Annotated in this window: 19 protein-coding genes; 8 read left to right on the top strand and 11 right to left on the bottom strand. The window is 73.9% G+C overall.

The window, feature by feature from the left end:
• Nucleotides 1–10: 10 nt before the first annotated feature.
• From ACFOX0_RS00080 to ACFOX0_RS00110, 7 genes are all read right to left on the bottom strand, one after another.
• Nucleotides 11–2,131 carry an ATP-binding protein gene (locus ACFOX0_RS00080; RefSeq protein WP_377541265.1) on the bottom strand — a complete coding sequence of 707 codons (2,121 nt, stop codon included), beginning with the start codon at nucleotides 2,129–2,131 and terminating at the stop codon, nucleotides 11–13.
• 108 nt (nucleotides 2,132–2,239) lie between these two features.
• The gene (locus ACFOX0_RS00085) at nucleotides 2,240–3,832 is read right to left on the bottom strand and encodes an acyl-CoA carboxylase subunit beta (RefSeq protein ID WP_377541266.1); all 1,593 of its coding nucleotides are present in this window, start codon (nucleotides 3,830–3,832) and stop codon (nucleotides 2,240–2,242) included.
• Nucleotides 3,832–5,025 carry an acyl-CoA dehydrogenase family protein gene (locus tag ACFOX0_RS00090; RefSeq protein ID WP_377541267.1) on the bottom strand — a complete coding sequence of 398 codons (1,194 nt, stop codon included), beginning with the start codon at nucleotides 5,023–5,025 and terminating at the stop codon, nucleotides 3,832–3,834. The genes ACFOX0_RS00085 and ACFOX0_RS00090 overlap by 1 nt, the downstream gene beginning before the upstream one ends.
• Nucleotides 5,022–6,731 carry an acyclic terpene utilization AtuA family protein gene (locus ACFOX0_RS00095; protein WP_377541835.1) on the bottom strand — a complete coding sequence of 570 codons (1,710 nt, stop codon included), beginning with the start codon at nucleotides 6,729–6,731 and terminating at the stop codon, nucleotides 5,022–5,024. Before ACFOX0_RS00095 ends, ACFOX0_RS00090 begins: the two co-directional genes overlap by 4 nt.
• 56 nt (nucleotides 6,732–6,787) lie before the next feature.
• Nucleotides 6,788–7,582 carry a TIGR03084 family metal-binding protein gene (locus tag ACFOX0_RS00100; RefSeq protein WP_377541268.1) on the bottom strand — a complete coding sequence of 265 codons (795 nt, stop codon included), beginning with the start codon at nucleotides 7,580–7,582 and terminating at the stop codon, nucleotides 6,788–6,790.
• Nucleotides 7,570–8,217, bottom strand: coding sequence for a TetR/AcrR family transcriptional regulator (locus tag ACFOX0_RS00105; protein ID WP_377541269.1), 648 nt, complete (start codon nucleotides 8,215–8,217; stop codon nucleotides 7,570–7,572). The genes ACFOX0_RS00100 and ACFOX0_RS00105 overlap by 13 nt, the downstream gene beginning before the upstream one ends.
• 89 nt (nucleotides 8,218–8,306) lie before the next feature.
• Complete coding sequence (locus ACFOX0_RS00110) at nucleotides 8,307–10,922, bottom strand: helix-turn-helix transcriptional regulator (protein ID WP_377541270.1); 2,616 nt, start codon at nucleotides 10,920–10,922, stop codon at nucleotides 8,307–8,309.
• A gap of 77 nt (nucleotides 10,923–10,999) precedes the next feature.
• Here ACFOX0_RS00110 and ACFOX0_RS00115 point away from each other — a divergent pair, with 77 nt between their 5' ends.
• The 3 genes from ACFOX0_RS00115 to ACFOX0_RS00125 all read left to right on the top strand — a co-directional run bounded on the left by ACFOX0_RS00115 (nucleotide 11,000) and on the right by ACFOX0_RS00125 (nucleotide 12,982).
• Nucleotides 11,000–11,347, top strand: a complete 348-nt coding sequence (locus ACFOX0_RS00115) for a nuclear transport factor 2 family protein (protein ID WP_377541271.1) — start codon at nucleotides 11,000–11,002, stop codon at nucleotides 11,345–11,347.
• A complete protein-coding gene (locus tag ACFOX0_RS00120; RefSeq protein WP_377541272.1) occupies nucleotides 11,344–12,720 on the top strand; it encodes an MFS transporter in 1,377 nt (458 codons plus the stop codon). The genes ACFOX0_RS00115 and ACFOX0_RS00120 overlap by 4 nt, the downstream gene beginning before the upstream one ends.
• 127 nt (nucleotides 12,721–12,847) lie before the next feature.
• Nucleotides 12,848–12,982 carry a hypothetical protein gene (locus tag ACFOX0_RS00125; RefSeq protein WP_377541273.1) on the top strand — a complete coding sequence of 45 codons (135 nt, stop codon included), beginning with the start codon at nucleotides 12,848–12,850 and terminating at the stop codon, nucleotides 12,980–12,982.
• 4 nt (nucleotides 12,983–12,986) lie between these two features.
• Here ACFOX0_RS00125 and ACFOX0_RS00130 read toward each other — a convergent pair whose 3' ends face one another.
• Together ACFOX0_RS00130 and ACFOX0_RS00135 are read right to left on the bottom strand one after the other, a co-directional pair.
• Nucleotides 12,987–13,730, bottom strand: coding sequence for a metallophosphoesterase family protein (locus ACFOX0_RS00130; RefSeq protein WP_377541275.1), 744 nt, complete (start codon nucleotides 13,728–13,730; stop codon nucleotides 12,987–12,989).
• Between the two features lie 123 nt (nucleotides 13,731–13,853).
• Nucleotides 13,854–14,531, bottom strand: coding sequence for a Crp/Fnr family transcriptional regulator (locus ACFOX0_RS00135; RefSeq protein WP_377541276.1), 678 nt, complete (start codon nucleotides 14,529–14,531; stop codon nucleotides 13,854–13,856).
• Nucleotides 14,532–14,751: 220 nt separating this feature from the next.
• On the opposite strand from ACFOX0_RS00135, the gene ACFOX0_RS00140 reads away from it, so the two are divergent.
• From ACFOX0_RS00140 to ACFOX0_RS00160, 5 genes are all read left to right on the top strand, one after another.
• Nucleotides 14,752–15,495, top strand: a complete 744-nt coding sequence (locus ACFOX0_RS00140) for an adenosylcobinamide amidohydrolase (protein WP_377541277.1) — start codon at nucleotides 14,752–14,754, stop codon at nucleotides 15,493–15,495.
• Between the two features lie 317 nt (nucleotides 15,496–15,812).
• Entirely contained in the window at nucleotides 15,813–16,538 is a 726-nt protein-coding gene (gene nth / locus ACFOX0_RS00145; protein WP_377541836.1) for an endonuclease III, read from the top strand.
• Nucleotides 16,535–17,251 carry a TlpA family protein disulfide reductase gene (locus tag ACFOX0_RS00150; RefSeq protein WP_377541278.1) on the top strand — a complete coding sequence of 239 codons (717 nt, stop codon included), beginning with the start codon at nucleotides 16,535–16,537 and terminating at the stop codon, nucleotides 17,249–17,251. Before nth ends, ACFOX0_RS00150 begins: the two co-directional genes overlap by 4 nt.
• A gap of 79 nt (nucleotides 17,252–17,330) precedes the next feature.
• Entirely contained in the window at nucleotides 17,331–18,014 is a 684-nt protein-coding gene (locus ACFOX0_RS00155) for an NUDIX hydrolase (protein ID WP_377541837.1), read from the top strand.
• Nucleotides 18,015–18,092: 78 nt separating this feature from the next.
• Complete coding sequence (locus tag ACFOX0_RS00160; protein WP_377541279.1) at nucleotides 18,093–19,271, top strand: MarP family serine protease; 1,179 nt, start codon at nucleotides 18,093–18,095, stop codon at nucleotides 19,269–19,271.
• 11 nt (nucleotides 19,272–19,282) lie between these two features.
• On the opposite strand, the gene mycP is transcribed toward ACFOX0_RS00160, so the two are convergent.
• Both mycP and eccCa read right to left on the bottom strand, forming a co-directional pair.
• Nucleotides 19,283–20,617: a type VII secretion-associated serine protease mycosin gene (mycP, locus tag ACFOX0_RS00165; RefSeq protein ID WP_377541280.1), complete on the bottom strand. Its 1,335-nt coding sequence runs from the start codon at nucleotides 20,615–20,617 to the stop codon at nucleotides 19,283–19,285.
• An 87-nt stretch (nucleotides 20,618–20,704) separates the two neighbouring features.
• The gene (gene eccCa, locus ACFOX0_RS00170) at nucleotides 20,705–24,679 is read right to left on the bottom strand and encodes a type VII secretion protein EccCa (RefSeq protein WP_377541281.1); all 3,975 of its coding nucleotides are present in this window, start codon (nucleotides 24,677–24,679) and stop codon (nucleotides 20,705–20,707) included.
• Between the last annotated feature and the right edge of the window lie 101 nt (nucleotides 24,680–24,780).

The following is a 24,780-nucleotide window of genomic DNA, read 5'->3' on the forward strand; positions in this document are numbered from 1 at the left end:
ACCCGTTCGCTCACTCGGTGTCGAGCACGGCGAGAACGGCGCCGGTGTCGACCTGGGCGCCGACGGCCACCGGCAGCTCGGTCACGGTGCCGTCCGCCGGGGCGAGTACGGGGTGTTCGAGCTTCATCGCCTCCAGGGTGAGCAGCAGGTGGCCCCGCTCGACCCGCTGACCGGCGACGACGTGCACCCGGCCGACCGTGCCGGGCAGCGGGGCGAGCAGCGAGCCTGCGGCCGGGTCCGGCGTCGGGTCGGGGAACCGGGGCAGCTCGGTCAGCGTCACCGATCCGTCCGGCCCGTCCACGAAGGACGCCTCGCCCACCCGGTGTACCCGCAGCTCGTGCCGCACCCCGGCCACGTCGAGCAGCACCGACGACGGGCCCGCCGACAGCACCTCCACCGCCGGCAGGCCGATCTCGGCGTCGGCGGTCGGCGTGGCGTCGGCGGTCGGCGTGGCGTCGGCCGGGGCGAGCCGGTCGAACGACCAGTCGGCCAGCCGGCCGGTCCGGTCGAGCCGGTAACCGATCTCGATCGGGCCGGCCGTGGAGTCGTACCGGATGGTCTGCCGGGCGGACGGGACGTTGCGCCAACCGGACGGCAGCGAGCGCAGCACCGGCGCGGCCGCGCGCCGGGCCGCGGCCCCGGCCAGCGCGGCGGCCAGCCCGGCCACGGCGAGTCGTGCCGGCTCGGCCAGCAGCGGGGCGAACACCTCGGGATGCCGGTCGAGGAACCCGGTGTCCACCTCGGCCCGGCCGAACTCCGCCGACCGCAGCACCCGGACCAGCAGGTCCCGGTTGGTGGTCACGCCGTGCAACTCGGCCCGACTCAACGCCCCGGCCAGCAGGCGCACCGCCTCGGCCCGGGTCGGTGCCCAGGCGATCAGCTTGGCCAGCATCGAGTCGTAGTGCACGCCCACCACCGACCCGTCCGTCACCCCGGAGTCCAGTCGCAGCCCTGGCCGGTCCGGCACCCCGAACTCGGTGGACACCCCGGGGATCGCGAACCGGTGCAACACCCCGGTCGACGGCAGGTAGCCGTTCGCCGGATCCTCCGCACACAACCGCACCTCGACCGCGTGCCCGCGTACCGGAAGCGGAGCGGCGGGGTCCGCGGACCCGGCGCTGGAGACCGCGACCGCGCCGGCGGCGGGGCCGCCGTGCCCACCGCCCAGCAGGCCGCCGTGCCCACCGCCCAGCAGGTCGGCCAGCGCGCCACCCTCGGCCACCAGCAACTGCAGCCGGACCAGGTCGAGACCGGTCACGCACTCGGTCACCGGGTGCTCGACCTGCAGCCGGGTGTTCATCTCCAGGAAGAAGAACTCGCCGGTCGGTGCCAGCAGGAACTCGACCGTGCCGGCGCCCACGTAGCCGACCGCCCGGCCGGCGGCCACCGCCGCCTCGGCCAGCGCGGTACGCAGGTCGGCGGGGATGACCGCCGGGGACTCCTCCACCAGCTTCTGGTGCCGCCGCTGGATCGAGCACTCCCGCTCGCCGAGGGAGACGACGGCGCCGTGCGTGTCGCCGAAGATCTGCACCTCGACGTGCCGGGCCCGCTCGACGTACCGCTCGATGAAGACCGTCCCGTCGCCGAACGCGCCGGCCGCCTCGCGGCGGGCCGAGACGACCGCCTCGGCGAGTCCGGCCGGGTCCCGGACGATCCGCATGCCCCGGCCCCCACCGCCGGCGGACGCCTTCACCAGCACCGGGAATTCGGTGACCCGGTCGAGGTCGGTGTGGCTGGGCAACATCGGCACGCCGGCCTCGGCGAGCAGCGCCTTCGCCCCGATCTTCGATCCCAGCACCGCGATCACCCCGGCGGGCGGCCCGATCCAGGTCAGCCCGGCGTCGACCACGGCGGCGGCGAACCCGGCGTTCTCGGCGAGGAATCCGTAACCCGGATGCACCGCGTCCGCCCCGGCCCGCCGCGCCGCCTCGACCAGCAGATCCCCCCGCAGGTACGTGTCCCCCGGCGCCTCCCCCGGCAACCGCACCGCCCGATCCGCCTCCCGCACATGCCGCCCCCCGACATCCGCGTCCGAATAGACCGCCACCGCCTCAACCCCACCCCCCCGACAGGCGGCGATGACCCGACAAGCGACCTCCCCCCGATTGGCCACCAGGACCCTACGAACCACCCCAACCACCCACCCTCCCCAACCGGTCCCTCCAGATTCGGTTGATCATGAAGTTGTTGTCGCGACACGCCGTGCCCGTCGACAACAACTTCATGATCAACGCTTCGGTCACATGCGGAAGACGCCGAAACCTTTGGCGCCGTTGATCGGGGCGTTGTGGGTTGCGGAGAGGGCCAGGGCCAGGACCGTGCGGGTGTCCCGGGGGTCGATCACGCCGTCGTCGTAGAGGCGGCCGGAGAGGAACAGGGCGCCGGACTGCGACTCGATCTGCTGCTCGACCATCATCCGCATGGCGGCGTCGGAGTCCTCGTCGTAGTCGCGGCCGCGGGCGGCGGCCGCCTGCCTCGCCACGATCGACAGCACCCCGGCCAACTGCGTCGGACCCATCACCGCCGACTTGGCGTTCGGCCAGGTGAACAGGAACCTCGGCTCGTACGCCCGGCCGCACATGCCGTAGTTGCCGGCACCGTACGAGGCGCCCAGGTTGACCGTCAGGTGCGGAACGGTGGAGTTCGACACCGCGTTGATCATCAGGGCCCCGTGCTTGATGATGCCGCGCTGCTCGTACTCGGTGCCGACCATGTAGCCGGTGGTGTTCTGCAGGAAGACCAGCGGGGTGTCGGTGGCGTTGGCGAGCTGGATGAACTGGGTGGCCTTCTGCGCCTCCTCGGAGAACAGCACGCCCCGGGCGTTGGCCAGCACCCCGACCGGGTAGCCGTGCAGCTCACCCCAGCCGGTCACCAGCGCCGTCCCGTACGCCGGCTTGAACTCGTCGAAGTCGCTGCCGTCCAGGATCCGGGCCAGCACCTCGCGCGGGTCGAACGGCACCTTCAGGTCGGCCGAGGCGATGTCCAGCAACTCCTCCGGGTCGTACCGGGGTGGGGCCGGGTCGGCGGTACGGGGCGGCAGTCCCTGCTTACGCCAGTTCAGCCGGCGTACGCACCGGCGGGCCAGCCGGATGCCGTCCGGCTCGTCCTCGGCCATGAAGTCCGCCAGGCCGGACCGGGTGGCGTGCATGGCCGCGCCGCCCAGCGACTCGTCGTCGGTGACCTCGCCGGTGGCCATCCTCACCAGGGGCGGTCCGGCCAGATACACCTGGGAGCGGTCCCGGATCATGATCGTGTAGTCGGACATGCCCGGCACGTACGCCCCGCCGGCGGTGGCGTTGCCGAACACCACCGACACGGTCGGGACGCCGGCGGCGGAGAGTCGGGTCAGGTCGCGGAACACCCGACCGCCCGGGATGAAGATGTCCGCCTGGCTGGGCAGGTCCGCACCGGCCGACTCGACCAGGTTGACCATCGGCAGCCGGTTGGCCAGCGCGATCTCGCCGGCCCGCCGGGTCTTCGCCAGCGACCACGGGTTGACCGCGCCGCCGCGTACCGTCGGGTCGTTGGCGACGATCAGGCACTCCACGCCCTCGACCACGCCGACGCCGGTCACCACGCTCGCCCCGACCGGGAAGTCGGTGCCGAAGCCGGCCACCGGAGACAGCTCCAGGAACGGCGCGTCCCGGTCCAGCAGCAGCTCGATCCGCTCGCGGGGGAGCAGCTTGCCCCGGGCGTGGTGCCGGGTCACGTACTTCTCCCCGCCACCGGCCCGCGCGGTGTCCAGGGCGTCCGCCAGCTCGGCCAGCCGGTCCAGCATCGCGGCCCGGTTGGCGCCGTCGGTCCCGGCGAGGGCGGTCCGCAGCGTGGTCATCAGATCCCCAGGCCCTTCGCGATCAGTTCGTTCATGATCTCGGTGGTGCCGCCGCCGATGCCCAGGATCCGGGCGTCCCGGTAGTGCCGTTCCACCTCGGCGTCGCGCAGGTAGCCGTAGCCGCCGTGCAGTTGCAGGGCCGCGTCGACCACCTGGTCGCAGGCGGCCACCGCGACGTTCTTGGCCATCGCCACCTCGGTCACCACCGGCTCGCCGGCGGCCACCCGGGCCGCCACCTCGTGCACGTACGCCCGGGCGGACTCGGCGCGGGTGTGCATCTCGGCCAGCCGGTGCCGGACCACCTGCCGACTGGCCAGCGGCCGGCCGAAGGTGGTCCGGTCCCGGCACCAGCGCACGGTCAGCTCGACGCAGCGCTGCGCGGTCGCGTACGCGCTGGTGGCCAGCGTCAGCCGCTCGGCGGCGAACTGCTGCATGATGGCGAGAAAGCCGGTGTCCTGCGCGCCGATCCGGTTACGCACCGGCACCCGGACGTCCACGAAGGACAGCTCGGCGGTGTCCGAACAGTGCCAGCCCAGCTTCTCCAGCCGCCGGCCCACGGTGAAGCCGGGGGTACCCTTGTCGATCACCAGCAGGCTGAGCGCACCGCTGCCCGGCAGCATGGTGCAGACGGCGGTGGTGACGAAGTCGGCCCGTACCCCGCTGGTGATGTAGGTCTTCGACCCGTTCACCACGTAGTGGTCGCCGTCGAGCCGGGCGAAGGTGCGGATGCCGGCCACGTCCGAGCCGCCGTCCGGCTCGGTGATCGCCAACGCGCCGATCATCGTCCCGGCGAGGGTGGGCCGGACGTACCGGTCGATCAGGTCGTCGTCGGCGTCGGGGGTCCGGCCCAGCCGACCGCCGAGGGAGCCGACCTGCCGGGCGCCGGCCGCCGCGACCATGTGCGGCAGCGCGATGCCGTGCGTGAAGAGCGCCGCGACCAGGCCCGACGAGCCACCCGACCGGATGATCTCCTCGGTGACCACGATGGAGTCGAGCAGGTTCCCGCCGCTGCCGCCGACCGACTCGGGGAAGCCGATACCGAGCAGGCCGATCTTCGCGGCGGTGGCGTGCAACTCGCGCGGGACCTCGCCGGCGCGTTCCCAGTCGGCCAGGTGGGGCAGGACCTCCCGGGTGACGAAGGCCCGGGTCAGCTCGCGCAGCTGCCGCCGTTCCGGGGTGTCCGCGATGGTCATGGCCGGTCCTCCCGGGAGGGTGTCGGCGGTGGTGCCGGCGCCGAGGTCGCTGCCCGGACGGCGGCGGGACCGTCGGCGTCCGGCGTGATCGGACCGGTCGAAAGCTGGGCCGGCAGGTCGACGATCCGGGACCGCAGCAGCTCGCCGAGGGCCTTGGCCTGCGGGTCGAACCGGGTGGACCCGGCCACCCCCGGCCCGAGCAGGCCGGGCAGGACGAAGTTGACCGCGCGCAGGTTGGCCAGCTCGTACCGCTCGACGGCCAGCCCCGCGGTCTCCGGCAGCAGGTCGGCCAGCCGCCCGACGGTCAGCCAGGAGCGCAGCCAGGCCCAACCGGCGTCGTCGCGGGCCCACACCCCCAGGTTCGCGTTTCCGCCCTTGTCCCCCGACCGCGCCCCGACCAGCTCGCCGAGCGGGCCCCGCCGGATCCCCCCGCCGGTCCCGCCGGCAGTCGGACCCGTGGCGTCGGCCGCCGGCGCCGGGCCCGCACCGACCGCGGTCGGCGGGGGCGGGATCGGGACCCGCTCGCCGGTGGGCAGGACGGCGACGTGGGCGACCGCGTCCTGCGGCGTCCGGTGCGAGGTGAAGACGCCGTACGGGGTGGCGTCGCCGGGCAGGGTGGTCAGCGTACAACCGGGGTAGGAGACCAGCGCCAGCTCCACCGCGGCCGCCGAGAAGGCCCGCCCGGCCCGTGCCTTGTCGCCGTCCCGCAGGTGTACGTGCAGCAGCGCGCTCGCCGTCTCGGTGTCCGTGGCGTCCGGGTGGTCGGTGCGGGCCAGGGTGAACTCCAGCCCGTCCGGTCCGACCGCGTCGGTGAGCTGGGCGCGGACCAGGTCGGCCTTGGCCTCGACGGCCAGTCCGCACAGGACGAAGGTCATCGAGTTGCGGAACCCGCCGAGGTTGTTGACGCCGACCTTGAGGGTGGCCGGTGGCGGCTCGCCGCGCACCCCGCTGACGCGTACCCGGTCCGGGCCGTCGGCGGTGAGGGTGACCGTGTCCAGTCGGGTCACCACGTCCGGACCGAGGTACGCCGGTCCGCCGACCTCGTACAGCAGTTGGGCGGTGACGGTTTCCGGGGTGACCGCGCCGCCGGTGCCGGGGTGTTTGGTCAGCACCGCCGAGCCGTCGGCGTGCAGCTCGGCGATGGGGAACCCGGGCCGCCGGCCGCCGTCCGGCAGCTCGGTGAAGAAGCTGAAGTTGCCGCCGGTGACCTGCGCGCCGCACTCGATCAGGTGCCCGGCGACCGTGGCGCCGGCCAGCGCGTCGAGGTCGTCGCGACCCCAGCCGAAGTGCGCGATGCCGGGACCGACCAGCAACGACGCGTCGGTGATCCGGCCGGTGACCACCACGTCCGCGCCGGCGGACAGGCAGGCCGCGATGCCGAACCCGCCGAGGTAGGCGTTCGCCGTCAACGCGTCCGGCCGGTCGACCGCGTCGCCCTCGACGTACCCGATGGCGGCGCGGACGCCGAGCCGGGCGGCGAGTTTCTCCAGCGCGGCGGCCAACCCGGCCGGGTTGAGGCCACCCGCGTTGGTCACGATCCGCACGCCGCGATCGACCGCGGTGCCCAGGCAGGTCTCCATCTGTCGCAGGAAGGTGCGGGCGTAGCCGAGGTCCCGGTCCCGCAGCCGGTCCCGGCCCAGGATCAACATGGTCAACTCGGCCAGGTAGTCGCCGGTCAGCACGTCCAGTTCGCCGCCGTCGAGCATCTCCCGCCAGGCCGTGAACCGGTCGCCGTAGAAGCCGGAAGCGTTGCCGACCCGGATCACGCGGCGTTCACCGCACCCGGCTGCCGGCCGGCGCCGGGCGGCCCGGCGAACGCCTGGGCCACGTCCAGCCACTCGTCGGCGACCGGCCCGGTGGCCACCAGGGCCAGGTCGGCCCGGTGCCGTCGCTGGGTGACCAGCAGGCAGAAGTCCAGCGCCGGCCCGGTGACCCGGTCGGCCGCGTCCGCCGGTCCGAAGTGCCAGGTGGCACCGTCCGGCGCGGTCAACTCGACGTGTACGGGGGCCTCGGGCACCGCCCGGCCGTGCGCGGCGAAGCCGTGACCGAGGGTACGGGTGCCCAGGTGGGCGACGTGCCGGAGCCGACCGGTCGGGGTACGGGCGACGCCGAGCGCGTCGGCCACGTCCTGACCGTGCGCCCAGGTCTCCATGATCCGTCCGGTGACCATCGACGCGGGTGACATCCGGGTGCCGTACCAGGGCAGCGTGGTGCCGACGGGGACGGCGGCGAGGGCGCCGGCCAGCGCGGTCCGACCGTCCCGCCACCGGGCGAGCAGGGTGGCCGGCGGCGCCAGGAACTCCTCGGCGCCCCGGTCGACGAAGCCACCCGGGTCGGTGGCGGCGCGCGAGACGGAGGCGAGGAAGCCGGCGGGGTCGGTGGCGGCCAGCCGGGCGACGTGATCGGTCCAGGCGAGGTGGGCGATCTGGTGGGCCACCGTCCAGCCCGGTGCCGGGGTCCGGCGCTGCCAGTCGACCGCCGGCAGCGGTGCGACCAGCGCGTCGAGGTCGGCGGACTCGTCGGTCAGGTCGGTCAGCAGGCGGTTCAGGTCGACCATGATGCCTCCGGATTCGGGGATGTGCCCTGGTCGCCGGTGAGCATCGCGGCGAGCTGTCGTTTCCAGGTGTCGAGCAGCGCGCCGCGGCGGGCCGAGTCGTCCGAGAGGAGGTTGGCCACGCCGAGCCCGCGCAGCAGGTCGAGGGTGGCCTGCACCGCCTCCCGTACGCCCGGGGTCCGCTCGTCGGCGCCGAGCAGCTCCACGGTGAGCCGGTGCATCTCCCGGCCGACCCGGGCCTCCAGCGGCACCAGCGCGTCCCGCAGTTCCGGGTCGGTCCGGGCGGCGACCCAGACCTCCAGGCCGGCCACGTAGAGCGGGCCGGTGAAGACGGCGGCCAGCATGTCGATGACCCGGTCCAGCCGGCCGGCGCCGGCGGGCAGGACGGCCGCCTCGGCCCGGATCTCGGCGGCCCGGCGCTCGGCGAGGTGTTCGACCGCGGCCATCACCAGGGTCGCCTTGGTGGGGTAGTGGTGCAGTTGGGCACCCCGGGAGACGCCGGCCCGGGTGGCGACCACGGTGGTGGTGGTGCCGGACCAGCCGTGCTCGACCAGGCATTCGACGGTCGCCTCCAGCAACCGGGCCTGGGTCGCCCGGCTGCGCTCCTGCTGCGGCGTCCGGGTCGGGCTGGCGGGCATGCGGACAGCGTGCCCCGAGCGAAACAAACAGTCAAGACTGCTTTTTTCTGGCTCGGCCGCACCGGCGGCCCGGCTCGGCCGGATCGCTGTCACAGCTCCAGATCGGCCAGCTCGGTGCGGCTGGACACCCCCAACTTCGGGTACGCCTTGTAGAGGTGGTACGCGACGGTCTTGGGGCTGAGGAAGAGCTGCGCCGCGATGTCCTTGTTGGACAGCCTCTGCCCCGCGAGCCGGGCGATCTGCAACTCCTGCGGGGTGAGGTCGGCGGTCACCGACCGGATCGCCTGCGGGGCGGCGAGCCCGGTGGCGTTCAGCTCGGTGCGCGCCCGCGCCGCCCAGGGCGCCGCGCCGAGCCGGTCGAAGGTGTCCAGCGCCCGGTGCAGCCAGCCGCGGGCGTCGGTCCGGCGGCGGGCCCGGCGCAACCACTCGCCGTACAGCAGCTCCGTGCGGGCCTGCTCGAAGGGGCGGCCACCGATCTTGAGAGCCAGCAGGTAGTCCTGTTCGTCGCCGGTCAACAGCGCCCGGCACCGGTGTGCCGACGCCCGGGCCCACGGCCGGTCCACCCGTTCCGCCCAGCCGGTGAAGCGGGTGGCCGCCTCCCGCGCCCGCTCGGGCACGCCGGCCCGGACGGCCGCCTCGACCAGGTCGGGCACGCTGCGGTAGGCGCAGACCTGGTGGGCGTACGGCTCCTCGCGCAGGGTGGCGAGGTGGGCCACGGCCGACTCGGCCCGGCCCAGGCCGAGGTCGAGCAGGCCGAGTGCCCAGAACGTCCAGGCCCGCCCGCCGGCCTCGCCGACCGTGCGGGCATCGGACAGGGCCGCCGCGACCTGCTCCCGGCAGCGCGGTTCGTCGCCGGCGACGGCGGACAACACCGCCTGCACGGCGAGCAGTTGGCTGTTCCACAGTGGCTGGTCGGCGTCCCGGGCGATCTGGACGGCCTCGTCCAGACTGACCGCCGCGTCCCGGTGCCGGCTGTGGAAGAACTCCGCCTCGGCGAGGAAGAACAGCAGGGTGGGCAGCAGCCCGACGACGCCATCCGCGCGGCACCGGGCGACCAGGGCCGCGGCCATCTCGTACGTCTCGGCGTCCTGCCCGGCGACGAAACCGAGCCCGCAGAGCTGCACCCGGTCGCGGGGTTCGGCACCGATCCGGGCGGCCGCCTCGGCCAACGGCACCGGTCGACCCCGCAGCGCGGCGACCTGGTACCGGGCGACGGGGTGGTCGAGCGTGGCGAGCCGGTCCAGGCAGGCGCCCAACCAGGGCTCGCCGAGATACCAGGCCGGATGGAAGGCCGCCACCAGCAACTCGGCGCGTCGCCGGGGGTCCAGGTCCGCGCCACCGGTCATCAGGTCGTACGCGGTCCGGTGGCCGCCCTGCCAGAACCAGGCGTGTCCCTCGACCCAGGCGACCCGGGCGTGGAACTCCGGGTCGTCGACCAGGCCGGCGGCCCGCTCCGCGAGTCGGACGGCGTCGCCGAGGTGACCCGACTGCAGGCCGCTCTCAGCGGCCAGCAGCAGCCGGCGCGCTCGCGCGTCGTCCTGCTCGCTGAGCTCGGCGGCGCGCTCCAACGCGGTCAGCGCGGCGAGCTGACCGTTGCGGTCGCGAGCCTGCTCGGCGGTGCGTTCCAGGGCACCGGCCACGTCCTCGTCCGGCCCGGTGGCCGCCGCGGCCCGGTGCCACGCCCGCCGGTCCGCGGTGTCCGGACCGGTGAGCGCGTCCGCGAGCGCCCGGTGCACGGCGAGCCGCCGCGGGTACGTCGCGGCGGCGTGCACGGCGGCGCGGACCAGCGGATGACGGAACCGTAGCCGTCCGTCCCGGACCTCGACGAGCCGAGCCTGCTCCGCCGGTGGCAGGTCGGCCGGACCCGCACCGAGCGAACCGGCGGCGCGCAGTAGTACGGCCAGCTCACCGGTGTCCTCGGCGGCGGCGACGAGCAGCAGTGTCCGGGTACCGACGGGCAACGCCGCCACCTGACCGTGGAACGCGTCCCGCAACCGGTCGGTCAGCGGCAGCATGCCGCCGGACCCGCCGGACGGCAGCACGCGGGGCAGTTCGACGAGCGCGAGCGGGTTGCCCCGCGCCTCGCCCAGTACCCGCATCCGCACGTCCGGGGCGAGCGTCGGGTCGAGCAGCCGGACCGCGTCCGCCGGGGCGAGCCCACCGAGGGCCAGTTCGGGCAGGCCCGGGGCCGCCAGGGCGCCGTCCCGGGCGGCGAAGATCAGCACCACCCCCTCCGCGCGCAGCCGGCGGGCGGCGAACAGCAGCGCCGCCGCGGAGACGGTGTCCAGCCAGTGCGCGTCGTCGACCAGGCAGAGCAGCGGGCCGTCCTCGGCCAGGTCGGCCAGGAGGGACAGTACCGCCAGGCCGACCAGCAGCCGGTCGGCCGGCTCGCCGCTGCCCAGCCCGAACGCCGCGGCGAGCGCCCGCCGCTGCGGTTCCGGCAGCCGGTCGAGGCGGTCCAGAGCGGGCCGGAGCAGTTGGCTCAGCCCCGCGAAGGGCAACTCGGCCTCGAACTCGACCGCGTCGGCCCGCAGCACGCGCAGCGGCCGGTCGGTGGGCGAGGGCAACCGGGCGGCCCAGTCCAGCAGGGCGGTCTTGCCGATACCGGGCCCACCGCGCAGCACCAACGCCGCGCTCACCCCCTCGGCGGTGCCGGCCAGCAGGGCTGCGATCCGGTCCTGCTCCTGCGCCCGGCCGTGCAACATGTCCGCACTCTATCCAGGTACCCGGTACCTAAGCGCTACCGATTCCGCGAGCCCGGATCGCCCATAGCGTCGTACCCATGGAACTGATCGAGAAGTACCTGGCCACCTGGAACACCACCGACCCCACCGCCCGCCGGGCCCTCATCGACGAGGTCTGGACGGTCGACGGCAGTTACACCGACCCGCTGGCCGCCGTCGCGGGACGGGACGCGATCGACGCCCTGATCGCGGCCGTGCAACAGCAGTTCGCCGGCCTGGAGTTCCGGCTCGCCGGCCCGGTCGACGCGCACCACGACCTGGCCCGGTTCACCTGGCACCTCGGCCCGGACGGCGCCGAGCCGATCGTCATCGGCTTCGACGTCGCGGTCATCGCCGACGGCCGGATCGCGAAGGTGCACGGCTTCCTGGACCGGGTGCCGGCGTGAGCGTCCTGGCCACCACCGCACCGGTGACGGGGGCGGCTCCGGCCGCCCCGTCCCGGGGTTTCCTGCCGGTCCTGCTCACCCCGATCTTCATGACCTCGATCGACGCGTTCATCGTCAACGTCGCCATGCCGGTCATCCAACGCGACCTGCGTACCGGTCCGGCCGGGCTGGCGTGGGTGGTGGCGAGCTTCGTCCTGGCGCTGGCCGCCGGTCTGATCATCGGCGGCCGGCTCGGCGACCGGTACGGCCGTCGCCGCGTCTTCGGCCTCGGCACCGGGCTGTTCACCCTCGCCTCGGTGCTCTGCGGACTGGCGCCCACCGTGGGCGTGCTGATCGGCGCCCGGGCCCTGCAAGGGCTGGCCGCCGCGCTGCTCATGCCGCAGGTGCTGGCCATCGTGCGGACCGGCGTCGCGCCGGCCGAACAGCCCAGGGCGTTCGCCCGGTACGGCCTGACGATGGGCCTGGGTGCCGTGTTCGGCCAGGTGATCGGCGGACTGCTGATCAAGGCGGACCTGTTCGGCCTGGACTGGCGGATGTGTTTCCTGATCAACCTGCCGGTCGGGCTGGCCGCGCTGCCGCTCCTGCGGCGGATCCCGGAATCGCGTCAGCCGGCGACCCGGCTCGACCTGATCGGCGTGGCCCTGATCAGTGCCGCCCTGGTGGCGCTGGTACTGCCGCTGATCCAGGGCCGCGAGCAGGGCTGGCCGGTCTGGACCTGGCTGAGCCTGGCCGCCTCGGTGCTGCTGTTCGCGCTCTTCGCGGTGAGCCAGCGCAGGACCGGGCAGCCGCTGGTGGACCTGGCCCTGTTCCGGGAACGGGCGTTCTCGGTGGGGCTGCTGGCCACCCAGGTGTTCTGGATGGGGCAGGCGTCCTTCTTCCTCATCCTCGCCCTCTACCTCCAGGTGGGACGGGGGCTGTCGGCCCTGGAGTCGGGCACCGTGTTCATGGCGATCGGCGCCGGCTACCTGCTCACCTCGATGTACGCCGACCGGCTCGCCGCCCGGCTCGGCCGACAGGTCGTCAGCATCGGTGCGCTGGTGATGGCGGTCGGCCTGTTCGGGATGTGGGCGGCGGCGGGGCACGGGAACGGCTGGCTGGTCCCGGGGCTCGCCGTTGACGGCATCGGGATGGGCATGGCGATCGCACCGCTGACCACGACGGTGCTGTCCCGGGTCACGCCACGGCACACCGGGGCCGCTGCGGGAGTGCTGGCCACCGTGAACCAGACCGGCAACGCGGTCGGGGTCGCCCTGATCGGGATCGTGTTCTACCAGGGCGTCGACCTGGTCGACGGGTTCCGGATCGGGCTGGTCGCGCTGATGGTGCTCGAGCTGGCGCTGGCCGGAATGGTCCAGCTGCTGCCGAGAAGGTGACGCCCCGGATCACCGGCCGCCGGCCGGCTCCGGCATTACCTCCGACGTAATGGACGAACCGGTAGTACACCGCCCAAGCTGACAACGGGTGCGGGAACCGACCCGCCGAGGGGAAGGACGGAGAACCATGGAAACGCGCACGGCGCACTTCGCCCTGCACCTGACGGTGCGGGACGGGCTGGTCACCCGGCACCACGTCTACGAGGACAGCCTGTCGGTCGCCCGCGCCTGGGAACCGACCGAAGAACCGGTCGACGGCTGAGGCGTCAGCGGCCGTCGAGGGGGCCGAAGACGGTCAGCGCGTCGATGTCGCTGTTGCGGGAGCGCAGGTACTCGTCGGCCCAACCGGCGGCGTCCGGGAAGCCCGACTCGGCGGCGACCCGGGCGCAGGCGGCGTCCACATCGAACCGGGTACGTCGTAACTGCACCCCCGGCCCGAGCAACGCCCAGTACGCCCCCGGTCCGCCGTACGGCATGCCCACGCTGCCCGGGTTGACGACCAGCCGGCGGTCGGCCAGCCGGGTGAACGGCATGTGGGTGTGCCCGCAGACGATCGTGGTCACCTCCTCCGGCAGGTCGGTGAACACCTCGGTCCATCGCGCCGTCCGGGTGTCGACGAGCACGACCTCCTCGTCGTCCCTCGGGGTGGCATGGCAGAAGAGCACCGGCCCGAGGCCCGCGATCTCCAGGGTCACCGTCAACGGGAGCGCCGCCAGCCTGGCCACCTGGTCCTCGCGCAGTTGCCCGGCCGCCCAGTTCGAGACCTCGAAGGGGGTGCCGCGGCCCGCGCGAGCCTCGACCAGTTCCCGGTCGGCGTTGCCGCGTACCCAGCAGGCCCGGTCACCGAGACCGGTGAGCAGGTCCAGGACCTCGACCGGCTGCGGGCCGGCGGCGATGTCGCCGGTGAGCACGATCTTCTCGGGGGTGGCGACGTCCGGCTCGGCCAGCACGGCCTCCAACGCGGGCAGTGCGCCATGGATGTCGGACAGGACGGCGACTCGGGTCAGCATGGCCCCACCCTGTCGGGAGACGCCGTCGCCGTCGAGGAAATCTGCCCGTGGCAGACGACCCGCGCCGCGTCGATGGTCGGGGAGGGGTCGGTGTCGCGGCCGGGGCATGCCCGGTCGCGCGGGTCAGACGCGGGCGCGGCGGGCCAGGCGCTCCGGGTCGAGGATGATGATGCTCTTACCGTCCAGCCGCAGCCAGCCGCGCGAGGCGAAGTCGGCAAGGGCCTTGTTGACGGTCTCCCGGGAGGCGCCGACCAGTTGGGCGATCTCCTCCTGGGTGAGGTCGTGGGTGACCCGCAGGACGCCGCCGTCCCGGGTGCCGAACCGGCCGGCCATCTGCAGCAGGTTCTTGGCCACCCGGCCGGGCACGTCGGTGAAGATCAGATCGGCCAGCGAGTCGTTCGTCCGGCGTAGCCTGCGGGCCAGCACCCGGAGCAACTGCTCGGCGATCTCGGGACGGTTGTTCAGCCAGGGGCGCAGCGCCTGCTTGCGCAGCCGGACCAGCCGGGTGTCGATCACCGCGGTGGCGGTGGCCGTCCGCGGGCCCGGATCGAACAGGGACAGCTCGCCCACCATGTCCGAGGGGCCCATCAGCGCGATCAGGTTCTGCCGGCCGTCGGCGGCGCGCCGGCCGACCTTGATCTTGCCGGTCAGCACGATGTACAGGCTGTCACCGGGCTCGCCCTCGTTGAAGACCACCTCGCCCTTGCGGACGTCGATCGTCTCCATCTCCTTGGCGAGCGCCTCGGCAGCTTCCGGGTCCACACCCTGGAAGATCCCGCTGCGGGCCAACACCTCGTCCATCGAGCACCTCCGCCTGCACGTGCGTCCCGCCGGCCAGGGCCGCCGGCTGGTCAACCGTCGCGCGCCGCCAGTCTAGGCGCACGTGAGCGCTATTCGGAGCGCACCCCGGGAATCTTGATTCGGCAGCGTACCCGCCGGTACGGCAAACAGCTATCATCCGCCGCCCCATCCGGCGGGCACGACCCGTGGCAGCTCACGACCTGGCCCGTAGGGTCGGGCGGTGTTCTCCGAACCCGTGCTGCGCTTTCGTGCCGAGGACGGCGACGACGTCCCGTTCCTGCTCTGGCGGACCACCCGGCCGCTACGGGCGGTGAGTACCGCCCCGCTCGGCGGGGGTCTCGGCGTACGGCACTGGGTGCTCAACGCGACCGTGCCGATGTCGTACCGGCGGGACGACCCGGACGCGCACCTGGCCGAACTCGCCGGTGACCTGGGGTTGTCCGGGCCCGGGGTCGGGCACCTCACCGGCGTCGACGTGGCCGAACTGGTGGTCCGGTCCGACGACGGGGTCCGGGTGTGGGCGACCGTCGGGCTGGGCGCCCCGGTCTGGGCCGCCGCCCCGGCCGGGCCGGTGGTGGACCCGGCCGGCCCGGCGGACCAGGTCGACCCGGTCGGTCCGGCCGGGGTGGATGCCGGTCATCCGGTCGGTACGGTCAACATCGTCGCGCTGCTGCCGGTCGGGCTGAGCGACGCCGCGCTGGTCAACGCGGTCGGCACGGTGACCGAGGCGAAGGCGCAGGCGCTGTGGGACCTGGGCCTGCCGGCCACCGGCACGGCCACCGACGCGGTCACCGTCCTCTGCCCGACCGAGGAGCCCGCCGAGCGGTACGGCGGACCGCGATCCCGCTGGGGCGCGCCGCTGGCCCGTGCCGTGCACCGGGCGGTACGCGACGGCGGCGCGGTGGTCCGGCCCGCCTGGTCCGACCGGGTCGGGCCCACGGCGCCCGGGCCCACGGCGCTCTGAGGTCCGGCGGATCCCGAGGTCGGGGGTCGCGCCGCTCCGGGCCGGACGCGGACCAGCCGGAACCGCCGCGGCGCGGGCCGGCACGAGGGCTGGTTTCGCGGTCGTCCGGTTGGTCGGTGCCGCGACGTAGGCTGTCCGGCGTGGGTGTGCGCGGAAAGTCAGCCGCCGGCGCGGCGGAAACGAGTCAGGTCGGATCGGGCCGGGTCGGATCGCAACAGGTCGAACCGGATCATACCGGTCTGGATCGGGCCGAACCGGTGACCCGCCGCGCGGCCCGGGTGGAGACGGATCTCGGGCGCACCCGACGGGCCCGCCGGATGCACCGGGTGCTGGCCGAGACCCACCCGGACGCGCACTGCGAACTCGACCACGACGGTCCGCTGCAGCTCGCGGTCGCCACGATCCTGTCCGCGCAGTGCACGGACAAGCGGGTCAACGAGGTGACGCCGAAGCTCTTCGCCCGGTACCGGTCCGCGGCCGACTACGCCGGCGCCGACCGGGCCGAGCTGGAGGAACTGATTCGCCCCACCGGCTTCTTCCGGAACAAGACGGACGCCCTGATCAAGCTGGGCCAGGCGCTGGTCGACCGGTACGACGGCGAGGTGCCCGCCCGGCTCGCCGATCTGGTGACCCTGCCGGGCATCGGTCGCAAGACCGCCAACGTCATTCTCGGCAACGCCTTCGACGTACCCGGCATCACCGTGGACACCCACTTCCAACGACTGGTACGGCGCTGGGGCTGGACGGCCGAGACCGATCCGGTCAAGATCGAGCACGCGATCGGGGCGATGTTCAAGCGACGCGACTGGACCCTGCTGTCGCACCAGATCATCTTCCACGGGCGTCGGGTCTGCCACTCCCGGACGCCCGCCTGCGGGGCGTGCACGCTGGCCAAGCTCTGCCCGTCCTACGGGACCGGCCCGACCGACGCCGCGCCGGCCGCCAAGTTGCTCAAGGGTCCCCGGGCCCGGGAGTTGGCCGGTCAGGCCGGCCTCGACCCGGAGCTGGTGCCGGCGCAGGCCGTCGCCGCGGAGGCGCCGTGAACCGACCGCTCGCCGGTCTGCTGCTGCCCCTGTTGCTGCTGGTCGGAGCGTGCGACGGGACGCCGCCGCGTCCGGCGGCGGGACCGACCTCGGCCGCGCCGTTCGCCGACTGCACAACCCTGGCCCGCCCGCCCGGCCCGTCGACGTCCGGCTCGGCCCAGCCCGGCTCATCCGGCTCGGCCGGCCCGACCCAGGCCGGCTCGGCCCAGCCTGGCCCGACCCAGCCCAGCCCAGCCCAGCCCGGCTCGGGCGCGGCCGGTGGGCCGGCGGGTGACGCCGCCGCCGGAACGGTGACCCGGCTGCCCGATCTGCGGCTGCCCTGCTTCACCGGTGGCGCGCCGGTCGGCCTCGCCGAGCTACCCGGCCCAGCGGTGATCAACCTCTGGGCCTCCTGGTGTCCCCCCTGCCGCAAGGAACTGCCCGCCTTCCAGCGGCTGGCCGTCCGGGCCGGCGACCGGCTGCACGTGCTGGGCGTGGACACCCGGGACGATCGGGCCGCCGCCGAGTCACTGGCGACCGACTTCGGCCTGACCTATCCCACCCTCTTCGACCCGGACGAGCGGCTGCGCCGGGCGTTGGCCCGCACCGCGCTGCCGGTCACGCTGTTCGTCGACGGCCAGGGCCGGGTACGGCACGTCGACAACACCGGGGCACTGACCGATGACACCCTCGCCGCGCTGGTCGAACGACACCTCGACGTACCGGTGCGGTGACGATGCGCCGCCACGTTGACAGGAAGCAGGTGACCACGTGAACCGCGAGCTGCCCGCCGGGACCGCGTCGCCGGCCGGTATCGAACCGCCGGACTGGATCCAGCCGCTGCTCGGTCGGGTCCGGTCGGCCCGGGCCGAGGACTTCACCCGGCTGGTCACGCCGACCAGCGGCGGACGGCCGAGCGCGGTCCTGGTGCTGCTCGGTGAGGACGCGGAGCACGGGCCGGACGTACTCATGCTTCAACGCGCCGCGACGCTGCGCAACCACGCCGGGCAGCCGGCGTTTCCCGGCGGTGCCGCGGACCCGGGCGACCCGGGTCCGGCCGGTACGGCGCTGCGCGAGGCCCGGGAGGAGGTCGACCTCGACCCGGACAGCGTGACCGTGCTGGCCGAACTGCCCCGGCTGTGGATCCCGGTCAGCGACTTCGTGGTCACCCCGGTCCTCGGCTGGTGGCACCGGCCGCACCCGGTGCGATCCCGCGACCCGGGAGAGGTGGCGCACGTGGCCCGGTTGCCGGTGGCCGAGCTGGTCGACCCGGGCAACCGCCTGCGGGTACGCCACCCGAGCGGCTGGATCGGTCCGGCCTTCCAGGTGCGCGGCATGCTCGTCTGGGGTTTCACCGCCGGCGTCCTGGACGCGCTGCTGACGATGGGCGGCTGGGCCCGGCCCTGGCACGCCGACCGGGTCGCCGACCTGCCCGCCGCTCCGGCACCGGCCGCCGCCGCCGACGAGGTCGACGAGCTGGCCGGACCGTTACCCTGAGAAACAGTACGGAAGCGGAAAGCTCGCAGATCCCGTCCGGCTGAGGACCTTCACAGCCGGCACCCGTAGGCTGGACGGGTGTCGGCGGTGGATGTGGTCCTGCTTCTGCTCATGCTCGTGTTCGCGATCAGCGGGTACCGGCAGGGTTTCGTCATCGGGGTGCTGTCGTTCACCGGGTTCTTCCTCGGTGCGCTGATCGGTCTCCAGATTGGTCCGCTGATCGCCCAACAGTTCATCGATCCGTCGACCCGGGTGGTCGTCTCGCTGGTCGCGATCTTCGGTCTGGCCGTGCTCGGCCAGGCGGGCGCCGGTTGGATCGGTTCCCACCTGCGGCACGCGATCACCAGCCGGATCGGTCAGCGGCTGGACGACGTCGGTGGGGCGTTCGTCTCGCTGTTCGCGGTGCTGCTGGTGGCCTGGCTGGTCGCCGTACCGCTGGGGTCGTCGTCGTTGCCCTGGCTGGCCAGCGCCGTCCGCAACAGCGCCCTGCTGCCGGTGGTCGACCGGGTGCTGCCCGCGCAGGCGCAGGCGCTCTCCGACGCGCTCCGGGACACCGTCGACACCAACGGCTTCCCGGACGTCTTCGGCGGCCTGGCGCCGACCCGGGCCCGGGAGGTGTCGCCGCCCGACCCCGCGCTGGCCGGCTCGCGGGTCGTCGCCAACGGCCAGCGGTCGGTGGTGAAGGTGCTCGGCACCGCGCCGAGCTGCTCACGCCGGATCGAGGGCTCCGGGTTCGTGTACGCCGACGACCGGGTGATGACCAACGCGCACGTCGTCGCCGGCACCCGCAGCCTGACCGTCGAGGTCGGTGGGGACCGGTACAACGGCCGGGTGGTGGTCTACGACCCGCGCCGCGACCTCGCGGTGATCTACGTGCCGGGCCTGCCCGCGCCGGTCATGCAGTTCGCCGGTCGACCCGCGGCCAGTGGCGCCGACGCGATCGTGCTCGGCTACCCGCAGGACGGCCCGTACGACGCGCAGTCCGCCCGGGTGCGTGACCTGGGTCGGATCACCGGTCCGGACATCTACGAGTCGGGCAACGTGACCCGGGACATCTACACCATCCGGGCGCTGGTCCGCAGCGGCAACTCCGGTGGGCCGCTGGTGGCGCCGAACGGTCAGGTGCTCGGCGTGATCTTCGCGGCGGCGGCGGACGACCGGAACACCGGGTTCGCGGTCTCCGCCGAGGAGGCCCGACCGGTCGCCACGGCGGGCGTCGCGAGCACCCGCGCCACCGGCACCGGCAACTGCACCTGACCTACTACCAACTACGCCGCCGGTGGGCGCCGGGTCGGCGACGGAGCGCCGCGCAGCCGGCGGCCCGCCACCAACAGGGCACCGCCGGTCAGCATCAGGATGCCCAACAGCGCCCAGCCCCAGACGTTCTCCCGGTCCATGCCGGTCGTCTGCCCGCCCGTCCGGGCCTCCCAACGCGGCTTGGTCGACGGCGCGAAACCGCCACCGAGCTGGCTGGGCCGCGGATTTTCCGGCGGGGTCGCCGTCGCCCGACCGGGCGCCGGACCGAATCCCTCGGTGCCCGGTGACAGGTTGTCGTCCAACGGGTTGCGGGCCACCCCGGGCACCGGCACCGGACCGGTGAGCGCCGCGACCGGATCCACCAGGCCGAAGCCGTAGATGTCGTCCCGACCGGGCACGCCGAGATCCCGGGCGGTGCCGACCAGCCGACTGATCACGTCACCGGCGGACATCTGCGGCCAGCGGGACCGCACCAGGGCGGCCGCCGCGGCTACCAGCGGGGCCGCGAAGCTGGTCCCCTGCACCTCCCAGAACCCGCCGGGGCGGGCGCCGGTCAAGCCGGTCGCCGGGGCGGTGAGCACCGTCTCCGCACCGGTGATCGACCCGGACCACAGGTCGTTGCTGTCGTGGTCGAGGCCGGCGACGGCCAGCACCCCCCGCTCCCGCGCCGGGTACCAGACCTTGTTGACCGGGGTGCTGCTGGTGAGGTTGCCGGTGCAGGCCACCACGACGACGTCACGGGCGAAGGCGTAGTCCAGGGCCGCCGCCAACGCCGGGCTGTCGCCGGTGCCACCGAGCGACATGTTGATCACTTGCGCGCCGTTGTCGACCGCCCAGCGCACACCCCTGGCGACGATCAGCGCGTCGTCGTACCGGTTCTCCTCGTCGAGCACCCGGACCGGGAGGATCTTCGCCTCCGGCGCCAGGCCCACCACGCCCCGGGAGTCGTCCCGGCGGCCGGCGATCAGGCCGGCCACGGTGGTGCCGTGCCCCACCGGGTCGAACTGTCCGTCGCCGGACTCGCGGACCAGGTCGGTGCCGGGCAGCACCTGACCGGCCAGGTCCGGATGCGATCCGTCCACACCGGAGTCGATGACCGCGACGGTGACGCCCTGGCCGGTGGACAGCTTCCACGCCGTACGGGCGTCCAGCTCCTGGATCTGCCACTGCTGGTCGCGTACGGCGTCGGTGCGGATCGGACGGACGACGGGCGTGCCGATCGGTGCGGCGACAGCCGGGGACGCGACCGGGCCGGCGACGGTCGCGACGAGTCCGGCCATGGCGAACGCGGCCGTCCCGGCGATTCGCCGGACGGTCCGTCGACGCAGGCGACTCAGTCCAGTCACATCGATGCCATTTCATCCCGCCGACCACGTGATGCACGGAGGTTATCGCGTTTCACCGGGGCCGGAGGTACAAATCGGGATTCCTGCTCACGCCGGTGGCAGGTAACCGAGCTGGACCAGCCGGACACCCTCCTTCCGGGTCACCAACCGTCCCCGACCGGGTGGCATGGCGCCGGGGCGGACGTTGCCGACCAGGGCACCCTCGTCGCGGTCCCCGGACATGATCAGCCCCGGTGAGGAGAGTTCCCGCAGCCGCTGGATGATCGGTTCGTAGAGCGCCCGCGCCGCGCCGCCGGACCGGCGGGTCAGCACCAGGTGCAGTCCGATGTCACGGGCCTGCGGCAGGAACTCCTCCAGCGGCCGCAGCGGGTTCGCCGGACCGGTGGCGACCAGGTCGTAGTCGTCCACCAGGACGAACAGCTCGGGTCCGGTCCACCAGGACCGGTCCCGCAGTTGCTCGGTGGTGACGTCCGGCCCGGGCAGCCGCCGACGCATGTAGCCGGCCACCGACTCGATCAGTTCGACGGTGCCGGCCGCCGCCGTGCCGTACCCGATCAGATGCTCGGACTGCACGGTGCCGAGCAGGCTGCGCCGGTAGTCGACCAGGATCAGCCGGGCCTGGTCCGGGGTGAACCGCCGGGTCACCGACGTGGCCAGCGCACGCAGGAACGACGACTTGCCGCACTCGGCGTCGCCGAAGAGCAGGAAATGCGGCTCGGTGGCGAAGTCGACGGTCACCGGTTGCAGGTCGGCCTCGGCGATGCCGATCGGCAACCGCAGGCCGGTGCTGGCGGCCAGGTCGAGCCGGGCGTACGGCAGCTCGGGCGGCAACAGCCGGACCCGGGGCGCCGGCGGTCCGGACCAGGCGTCGGCCACCGCCTTCACCAGCGCCGCGGTGTCGCCGCCCGGGCCGGACAGTTCGGGCAGCACGGTCAGCAGGTGCAGGCTGTCGGCCGTGATGCCCCGACCGGGCGACTTCTCCGGCACGTTCGCGGCGGCCCGGCGGGAGACGATCGAGTCGCTCGGATCGCCCAGCCGCAACTCCAGCCGAGCACCGAACAGGTCCCGGATGGCCGGCCGGAAGTCCATCCAGCGGGGCGCGGTCGCGACCACGTGCACGCCGTACGACAGGCCGCGGGTGGCGATGTCGGTGAGCATCGGCTCAAGGTCGTCGTACTCGCCGCGCAGCGTCGGCCACCCGTCGATGACCAGGAAGACGTCGCCGAACGGGTCGTCGGGCACCGTGCCGGCGACCCGGCGCTTCCGGTAGGCCGCCATCGAGTCCACACCCGACTCGCCGAACCGTCGCTCCCGGTCGGTGAGGAGCGTGGTGACCTCGCCGACGGTGCGCCGCACGGCCGCCGCGTCGAGCCGGCCGGCCACGCCGCCGACGTGCGGCAGGTCGCGCACCGCGGCCAGCGAACCGCCGCCGAAGTCCAGGCAGTAGAACTGCGCCTCGGCCGGGGTGTGGGTGAGCGCCAACCCGCAGATGAGCGTCCGCAGCACGGTCGACTTGCCGCTCTGCGGGCCGCCGACCACGGCCACGTGCCCGGTGGCGCCGTGCAGCGTCAGCCAGAGCGGGTCCCGGCGCTGGTCCAGCGGCTTGTCGACCAGCGCCACCGGCACCTGCAGGGCGCCGTGCAGCTGCGGGTTGGCGACGGTGAGGCCGCGGACCGGGTCGGGCCCGACCGGACCGAGCAGTTCGTCCAGGGGCGGCGCGGTGGCCAGCGGCGGCAGCCACACCTGGTGGGCCGGCGGGCCCTGGCCGACCAGCCGGGCGACCAGCACGTCGAGCAGGCTCCCGGCGTCCGGCGCGTCGGCCGGTGCCGCCGGCCGGGCCGGCACCTGCGGCTGGAGCACCGGGGTGAAGTGCGTCGAGTACGTCAACAGCCGGTGCCCGGCCGCCCCGTCCGCCCCCGGCGCGTCGCCCCCGGTACGGCGGTACGGGCCGGACACGTACGCGGCCTTGAACCGCGTCAGCGGCTCGGTGCCGAACTTGAGGTACCCGTGACCGGGACTGCGCGGCAGCTCGTACGCGTCCGGCACGCCGAGCACCGCCCGGGACTCCAGCGCCGAGAAGGTGCGCAACCCGATCCGGTACGACAGGTGGGTGTCCAGGCCGCGCAGCCGCCCCTCCTCCAACCGCTGCGAGGCCAGCAGCAGGTGCACCCCCAGCGACCGGCCGACCCGTCCGATCTGGACGAACAGGTCGATGAAGTCCGGTTTGGCGGTCAGCAGCTCGGAGAACTCGTCGCAGATCACCAGCAACGACGGCAGCGGCGCGATGGCGGATCCGGCGGACCGGGCCTTCTCGTAGTCCCGGACGCTGGCGAAGTTGCCGGCCCGGCGGAGCAGTTCCTGGCGGCGGATCAGCTCACCGTTGATGGCGTCCACCATCCGGTCCACCAGCGGCAGTTCATCCTTCAGGTTGGTGATCAGCGCCGCGGTGTGCGGCAGCCGGTCCAGCGTGGCGAACGTGGCGCCGCCCTTGAAATCGACAAGCACGAAGTTGAGCAGCTCGGAGGAGTGCGTCGCGGCCAGCCCGAGCACCAGGGTGCGCAGCAGTTCGGACTTGCCCGACCCGGTGGCGCCGATCAGCAGCCCGTGCGGGCCCATGCCGTCCTGCGCGGACTCCTTCAGATCCAGCTCGATCGCGCCACCGTCGACGCCGACCCCGATCGGCACCCGCAACCGGTCCCGGCCCGCCCGCGGCGCCCAGCCCTGGGCGACGGTGAAGTTCTCCGGGTCGCCGACGCCGAGCAGTTCGGCCAGGCCCAGCTCGGCGGCGAGCGGACTGTCCGCGCTCTTGGCCGCGGCGGCCAACCGCAGCGGCGCGAGCCGGCGGGCCACCGCCTCGGCCTCGGTGATCGCCAGCCGGTCCGGTACGCCCACCTCGGCCGGCCCGTCCATGGCGTAGGTGTGCAGCCGGTCGCCGACGATCTCCAGCACCACCGTGGAGCGGTCCAGCAGGCGCGGCGGCGGGCTGTCCAGGTCCAGGATGGTGACCGCGTCGATGCCGCCGTCACCGGCGAGGTGGGCGGCGCCGGCCAACTCCCCGTCGTCCAGCACGATCACCACGTGCGGTCCGTCGGTGGCCGGGCCCAGCGGGCTGAACCGGGAACGGCTGCCCAGGACGTCGTCCAGCAGCCGCTCCAGCTCGGCGGCGGAGCTGGCGACCAGTCGTACGCCGCCGAGGGCGTCGGTCCGGGTGGGGTGCTGCGCGTGCGGCAGCCACTTGACCCATTCCCAGGCGGCCCGCCGTTCCGGGCCGGCGCAGACCGCGATCACCAGCTCGTCCGGGGAGTGGAACACCGCCAGCTGGGTGAGCACCGCCCTGGTCAACGCCTGGGCCGCGCCGTCGGGCGGGACGCCGCCGGCCGGTGAGCCGTCGGTCCGGACCGGCCGGGTCCGGACGTACACCCGGGCGAAGCCGCGCAGCGACAGCGCCACCGGCAGTTTCGGCACCACCGAGTACGTGTCGAGGAAGCGGCGCAGCGCGCCGGCCGTCATCGGCTCCAGCTCCTCCAACGGCCGGGTGACCGGCGGCACCAGCGGGGTGGCCAGCGTCTGCGGGCCGACGGCGACCCGGACCACGCCGAAGTCCGGGTCACCGGGGCGGCGTTCCCAGACCCGGTGGCTGCCCACGGTGGACCACAACTGGCCCGGGTCCGGGTGCCGGTAGAACAGCCCGGCGTGTTGCCGGGCCGCGGTCTGCCGGACACGTCTGCGCAGGGTGGCCAGGTGCCGCAGGTACTCGCGCCGGGCGGCCATCATCTCCGACTTCTTCGGTGAGCCGTTGGCGCTGCCCCACGAGGTGGCCAGCATGGCCAGGGAGGAGACGCCGAACATCGCGCCCACCACGTACGAGTAGGCGCCGCCGCCGCGGCCGAACATCATCGCCATGGCCACCGACCCACCCAGCATCGGCAGCACCATCATGGTCTGTTGCCAGCGCGAACCGGCCGTCGCCGGGATCTCCGGCGGCGCGTCGACCGGAAGGTCGCCGGTAGGGATCTCCGGTGCCGGTCGGCGCGGCGGCCGTTTGATCACAATGGTGCTCACGCTCGCCCTCCCCAGGACTTCGGCGACGGCCCGCGCCGCGGCGTGGCACCGCCTACCCGGGGGAACGTCGACGACCGGGCACCGGAACGGTGGGTGACCCG

Origin of the sequence: Micromonospora zhanjiangensis, from assembly GCF_042650605.1 — a bacterium.
Lineage (GTDB): Bacteria > Actinomycetota > Actinomycetes > Mycobacteriales > Micromonosporaceae > Micromonospora_J > Micromonospora_J zhanjiangensis.